Consider the following 5,342-nt stretch of genomic DNA (forward strand, 5'->3'; position numbering starts at 1 on the left):
AATTACGGCGATTGGAAATCGCGGCTACACAGACAAAACCCGCCTCCGCGGGTTGAAGACATTCTTAATTCTTAGTCCGCGGAGGCGGACATCGTTTGTATAGCCGCGAATTCTATTCGCCGGGATTCTTGCCAAAAATGAGGCGATACCTGATAATTGTTAATAGAGTATTTTGAAAAAATCAACACTCAATATGCAAAAACATATTTTTCTAGAAAATTACGGAAATGATGATGTTTGTTCCTTTGGTTCTACAATGTTCAAAGTAGGTACGCTTACCCACGTAATGCAATCAGCAACTAATTGTCACTTAGAAAATGCACTTACGGAGTTATTCACAACTCAAGGATTAGCAATAAATACCCGTAAATATAATTCACAGCTTAACTGTTACGAAGAACAAAAATGGTTTGGTGATGGTATAGACTGTGAAATCTTAAAAATTGGGGCTAAAGGTTGGCAAAAAGGTAAAGTTAAAATCAGAGTCATTGTAGAGTTTTGCCCAGACGAACCCGAAGTCGAAGAAACACCAGAAAACAATCAATTAGAAACTAGCCACCCAGAATCACCCCTCGATGATTTGCGCCGCCAACTACTAAACCATGAAAATCAATCGAACAATTCATGACTAAAACCCCTAGAATCCCGATTCCGCCAGAAGTCAGAAAATACGTATTCACTCGCAACAAATACCAGTGCCAAAGCTGCGGGCAAACCAAACAAGAAACCCAACTGTCGATCGATCATATCATCCCCCTAGCCCGCGGCGGCAGCAACGACATCAGCAACCTGCAAACCCTCTGCCTCGCCTGCAACCAACGGAAAACCGACAAACTAGACCCCCGATTCCGGCGACACTTTGACTTATAATATTAGTTTTATCGAGATAGAAATGACTGTTTGTAGTGCGGACTTCAGTCCGTTCTGAGAAATTTTGACCCAATGCGGACTAAAGTCCTCACTACAAACCTCTATTATCTGTTTGTAGTGCGGACTTCAGTCCGTTCTGAGAAATTTTGACCCTATGCGGACTAAAGTCCTCACTACAAACCTCTATTATCTTTTTGTAGCGCGGAATTCAGTCCGTTCTGAGAAATTTTGACCCTATGCGGACTAAAGTCCTCGCTACAAACCTCTATTATCTGTTTGTAGTGCGGACTTCAGTCCGTTCTGAGAAATTTTGACCCAATGCGGACTAAAGTCCTCACTACAAACCTCTATTATTTGTTTGTAGTGCGGAATTCAGTCCGTTCCAAGAAATTTTGACCCTATGCGGACTAAAGTCCTCACTACAAACCTTATAAATTCTACCATCTATAATACCGATAAGGATCGTCGCCATTCTCAAAATCTGTCTTATAATCCGGGTGATAAAACTCCTGACTCGAACCGTTAAATACAGCACCATCAGCCTTAAAACTCGCCCCTAAATTAGCCAAAATCTGAGCATTTGCCCGAGTTTGCCGCCAGCGAGTAAAACGCAAATAAGTCTTAGCATCAGCATTCAAACTATCCGGGTCAATTTGAGAGAAAATCGCCACGCCCTTACCTACAGCAACCCGGCTTAACAAACCGTCAGCACCGATTTCTCCCCCAGACTTAATCAACCAAGTATCATAAAAAGAGCGCGATCGCAAATCCGAACCGCTAAGCCCCTTCATCTCATCCCAAACTGGCACCGCCAGCGAACCTCCGAAATCCTTCGCCTGCTGCAAACCCACGCCCAAACCCGCAACAGGTACTTGACGCGGCAAGAAAAACGCATTCCCGCCACCATTCAAATAAGCACGCAAATCTGCATCTTTCAGATTCGCTTCGGCACCCACAATCGCCAAACCAACATCCTGAGAAAGCACATTAGCCCGCTGATAAATTACCCCCAAACTGTCCAACTTCTTCGCATCCTTGTCTCCCCCAATTAAAACCACCTTATCTGGCTTTCCAACCAGCGGAGAATTCATCCCGTAACTCACAAGTTGCTGGACTAATTGCGCTGCCCCACCATCTACAGAATAATGGTCTTCCACATCCAACTCGTTTAAAATTAGCCGCCCTTTTCCATAATCCAATTCCATCAGCGGGGAATAAGCTAAATCAAACTCAGATTCCAAAATTGGCCGCCAACCGCTGCGGTGTGGCTTCTCAATTGAAGCGCTGCTGACTGCGCCGCGATTTCCCCAATGCCAGCCGTACCAAGGCATATTTGCTGGACTCAATCTCGATCCAGTTTGAGTTGTATCTGGATAAGCTTCAAGCAGCGTACTTTCCCCCATCCAATCCCGCAAATCTTCACCATCTAAACCGCTAATTCCTGCATGGCTGCTATCAACTGGATAGGCGCGGCGGCTGATGTGTTCGGCAACCCGCAAACCCATGTTTTTCAGCCATTCCCGGCGCTGAGAAAACACCATTGCTTTGCCGCCGTTACGCACGAAAGTTTCCAAATTTCCTGGTAAATTTTGCCCGCTAGAAAAGGCTTCCCGACCGATAATTAATAGCGATAAAACTTGCGAGCCATTCCAAGGAACCAGACTATAACCTAACTGCTTTAACATGGCCGATGTTTTGCCAACTGGATCGAAGATTGTCAGCGTATCCTTGACTTTGGTTTGAGCGGCAAACACCCGGAAAGGAAATGTATCAGAATGCGGCCGATCGCCAATTCGTGCAGTTAAACGAATTTCGCCGTCAGCTTTGCTGGAAATTGTATTTGGCAATTTCACGTCAATTGGGAAAAATAGCGTGCCTGCCGTGTCAATTTTCCCCTTCTTCTCCCCAGTTGCTACCTCTTCTCCCCCGACCATAACTCGCCAATTTACTGCAAAATCTTGCTGCGCTCTCGTATCGTTAATTAATACTATTTGCTTAGCCAATTTGCTGCCTGCAAAAAAGCTGCGATCTTTGGCAGCAAAAGCCTGATTAGCACCAGCAATCCAAGCTAAAGTCGGGCCGTTATTATTCATAATTGCCTCCCCTGCCGGATAAATTTTGTAAGCTTCTGGCTGCAAATGATGCATCAGATTGTTGGACACTTGCTTCAAATAAACACCTCGGCGACCCGATTGAAATCCTCCCAGATCTACCTTGGTTCTGCCAGCATCCGAAACATCCCAACCGTGTCCTTGCTGCCAAGGAATCATGCCCCCAGACATTCCAAAAGTCCGCCAAGTCCGCCAAGTATTCGTACTGAATAAATACTGCAACTTTTGAAAAGCAGGTGCAAAGTCTAAATCCTTGCTCATGTGCCAGCTTTTATACTGCATATCCTTGACAAATTGCTCGCGAATTTTACGTTTATAAGTGGGAGTTTCTAAGTCGTAAGCTTGTTTGCCAAAGTAAATTGCTGCAAATTCAGTCATCCAAGGTTCGCTAACAATCACCTTATCAAAACCTTGGCGGTTCCGCATCATGGTCGCGTGCAGAGGCGTGCCAAATTCTACTACCATGTAGGGCATTTCTCCGGTTTTGCTCCACTCTGAAATCCATTCTTCCCTTTCTTGCAACGGCATCACATTTAAATAAGAATTTAGCGAATAAACATCGCCAAAAGTGCCACCTTGATGTACCATTACAGGTCTGGTTGGGTCTACAGATTTCATGGCAGCAAAAGCTTCATTTCCCAGGGGGGTTTTTGCCCGCAAACGCTGGTCTTCGACGGGGCCGATTGTTCCTTCTACTGTTTTCTTGCCGATGCGGCGGGGATTTTGGTCGTCACCGTTGCCGAAATAATTAGGACTTGTCGCCCACATTAATACTGAGGGATGATTGCGGTAGCGGCGCATTTCTGCTGTCATTCGCCCTTTCCAGCGATCGATAATTTGGCGGTTATTCCACTGTTCGCTCCAAGCTATGGGAGTAATATCTAATGCGGGAGCCATAATTGGAAAACCTTTGAGATCTGCGCGTTCGGAAAATAGTTCTCGGAAGTGCCATCTACCCCGTTCGTCGTGATTCCAAGGCCAGATTTCTGCTATATTGAAACCAGCTTTTACATAGCCGTCTATTAAACTGTCTGAAACTTCTACTGTGCCACCTTCCCAAGTATCGGAATGCAAGGTGGGACGCAGGCGAAACTCGGTGCCATTTAAGAAAAATTTGCGTCCTTCTACCCAAAATTCCCGGAAGCCGAAGGGTTGGTGATATTGCGTTTTTACGCCGCTGCCTGTTACTTCTAGTTGCAGGGTGTAAAGGTTGGGTTTGCCGGCATCCCAAAGGCGGGGACTTGGCCAATCCCATTGGACTTTTACGGTTTGAATTGGTTTGGCTTGAACGGTTGCAGTGCCTGTAAATTTTTGTTCGACTTTGCCTTTTTCATCGAGCATTTGCGCGATCAGTTGAACTTGACCGTTTTGGGTAATGTCTTTGAGTTCTACATCTAATTTAATTTGCTTTTTTCTGGTGGAAGTTTGGACGTAGACATCGCTAACTAGCGGGCCTGGGGCTACGCTAAGAACCCTGACTTCGCCGATGATTCCCCGCGATTGCAGATTGGATTTTGTGGTGTATATTTCTGTGGGACTCATAATCACGGCTTTGTCTTTTTCGTCGGAGACTGCCGCGACTAAAATAGATATGGTATTTTGACCTGGTTTGGCTACTTTGGTAATTTCGATATTGCCGTAGGGCCATTCGATTTGACCGCAGTTAATGCCGTTGACAAAGATAATTGCATCGGTGCTGACTCTGGCTAAGTCGATAAAAATGCGGCGGTTTTTCCAGTCGCCGGGAATGTCTATTTTTTTCTGATACCAAGCTTTTGATAGTTGTTTGCTGTTGAAGTTTTCCCAGTCTTTGCCGGTGCCGCGAGTGATGATTCCGGGTATGAATTCGTTTTTTTCTTCTTGCCAGTCTCCGGGTACTTGGATGGAGCCCCAATTTGGGGAGGCGGGGGGACTTTGGGGGTTGCCTGTGGCTGGGACAAATTGCCAGGTGCCGTTGAGATAGATTTGGTTGCGCTGGTTGTCGATCGCGCTGGCGGTAGCTGGGGTAAGATTGGGAAAGCCGATCGACATTACTGAGTTGCTAACCGAGTTGGGATTTTGCACCGCATAACCGATGAATCCGAAGACGATGGCGGCTGCGAAAAATAATCCGATAATTTTTGCCAGCTTGTAATTCATCGTAAGTTCCTCCCAGAAATCAACTTATCCAGTTTGTCGATTCATTTATCATAAGCTGCTGCGCGCATCAATTGCTTGGTTTCGAGGATTGCAGAAAGGGGAGAGTGGGAGAGGGGGAGAGGGGGAGAGGGGGAGAATGACTTTGAAACAAGAAGGATGAGAGAAGAACATCCGCTCTTGAGGATCGAACGAGCCTTATCTGAGCTCAAGGACGAGACTGAG

The 5,342-nt window shown here is 46.0% G+C and carries 3 protein-coding genes; 2 read left to right on the plus strand and 1 reads right to left on the minus strand.

The genetic code is table 11. From position 1 onward, the window contains the following. Positions 1-172 precede the first annotated feature (172 nt). Together QZ918_RS18450 and QZ918_RS18455 are read left to right on the plus strand one after the other, a co-directional pair. Positions 173-628 carry a KGK domain-containing protein gene (locus tag QZ918_RS18450; protein WP_293337435.1) on the plus strand — a complete coding sequence of 152 codons (456 nt, stop codon included), beginning with the start codon at positions 173-175 and terminating at the stop codon, positions 626-628. Further along, complete coding sequence (locus QZ918_RS18455; RefSeq protein ID WP_293337437.1) at positions 625-870, plus strand: HNH endonuclease; 246 nt, start codon at positions 625-627, stop codon at positions 868-870. Before QZ918_RS18450 ends, QZ918_RS18455 begins: the two co-directional genes overlap by 4 nt. Positions 871-1,307: 437 nt before the next feature. Here QZ918_RS18455 and QZ918_RS18460 read toward each other — a convergent pair whose 3' ends face one another. Further along, positions 1,308-5,120, minus strand: coding sequence for a glycoside hydrolase family 2 protein (locus QZ918_RS18460; RefSeq protein WP_293337439.1), 3,813 nt, complete (start codon positions 5,118-5,120; stop codon positions 1,308-1,310). Positions 5,121-5,342: the final 222 nt, after the last annotated feature.

Origin of the sequence: Microcoleus sp. CAWBG58 (assembly GCF_020883045.1) — a bacterium.
In the GTDB taxonomy this organism is placed as follows: domain Bacteria; phylum Cyanobacteriota; class Cyanobacteriia; order Cyanobacteriales; family Microcoleaceae; genus Microcoleus.